Origin of the sequence: Mesorhizobium sp. B1-1-5 (assembly GCF_006443065.1) — a bacterium.
Taxonomy (GTDB): Bacteria; Pseudomonadota; Alphaproteobacteria; order Rhizobiales; family Rhizobiaceae; genus Mesorhizobium.
The window spans coordinates 1-1176 of sequence record NZ_VFWS01000527.1; the positions used below are offsets into that span (position 1 = coordinate 1).

Sequence of the window (1176 nt, forward strand, 5' to 3'; positions counted from 1 at the left end):
CTCATTGCCGCGCCCGAAATAGGCGCGGTCCCGGTCGTCGACCAGCGCGAAAATGCTGCGGCTGACCGAGACGCGCGGTTCGCGTTCATGGCCGGCCGCCTTCCAGGCCTCGCGATAGATTCGGATCTGCTCGGCCTGCTGGATATGGAAGGGCTTGCCGCTTTCGTCGAATTTGAGGGTCGAGCTCTGCAAATTCATGCCCAGCTTCGCCGCCCACTCCGAAGTGGCGTTGGTGGCGGCACCCCACCAGATGCGCTCGCGCAGGCCTTCAGAATGCGGCTCCAGGCGCAGCAAGCCGGGCGGGTTGGGAAACATCGGCCGCGGATTGGGCTGGGCGAAGCCCTCGCCGCGCAGCGTGTCGAGGAAGACCTCGGCGTGATGCCGCGCCATGTCGGCGTCGCTTTTGCCTTCCTGCGGCGCGTAGCCGAAATAGCGCCAGCCATCGATCACCTGTTCGGGCGAGCCCCGGCTGATGCCGAGCTGCAGGCGCCCGCCTGCGATGATGTCGGCGGCACCCGCGTCCTCCGCCATGTAGAGCGGATTCTCGTAGCGCATGTCGATGACCGCCGTGCCGATCTCGATGTGGCTGGTCTTGGCGCCGACCGCCGCCAGCAGCGGAAATGGCGAGGCGAGCTGTCGGGCAAAATGGTGGACGCGGAAATACGCGCCGTCAGCGCCGAGTTGCTCGGCCGCGACGGCGAGATCAATGGATTGCAACAGCGCCTCCGACGCCGAGCGCACCTGCGATTGCGACGAGGGCGTCCAGTGCCCGAATGACAGGAAACCGATTTTTTTCATGGCCCTGACGTATATACCGGCGACACGTGCTTCAATGCCAAAAGAGCAGGGTTACACACCGTCGCCCCTGCGTGACACCAAAAGTGTGCCTTACCGAAAGTTTGAATGCCGTGGAGGGTGGGATGCTCAGGGGAATCCGCATCGTCGAGATCGAGGCGTTGGGGCCGGCGCCCTTTGCCGGCATGCTGCTCGCCGATCTCGGCGCCGACGTGATCGTCGTCCACCGCAAGCATGCATCCGTGCCGGGCCTTCCCGAGCGCTCGCTGCTCGATCGCGGCAAGCGCTCTATCGCGCTCGACCTCAGGGATGCCGAGGACGTTGCCGTGCTGATGCGCCTGATCGCCACCGCCGACGGCCTGATCGAGGGCTTCCGGCCGG

2 protein-coding genes are annotated in these 1176 nt (G+C 65.6%); one reads left to right on the forward strand and one right to left on the reverse strand.

Going from position 1 to position 1176, the window contains the following annotated elements:
* The coding region (locus tag FJ980_RS32995; protein WP_140547598.1) for an LLM class flavin-dependent oxidoreductase at positions 1–798 on the reverse strand (798 nt) is incomplete at its 3' end.
* Between the two features lie 122 nt (positions 799–920).
* On the opposite strand from FJ980_RS32995, the gene FJ980_RS33000 reads away from it, so the two are divergent.
* The coding region (locus tag FJ980_RS33000) for a CoA transferase (protein ID WP_181181404.1) at positions 921–1176 on the forward strand (256 nt) is incomplete at its 3' end.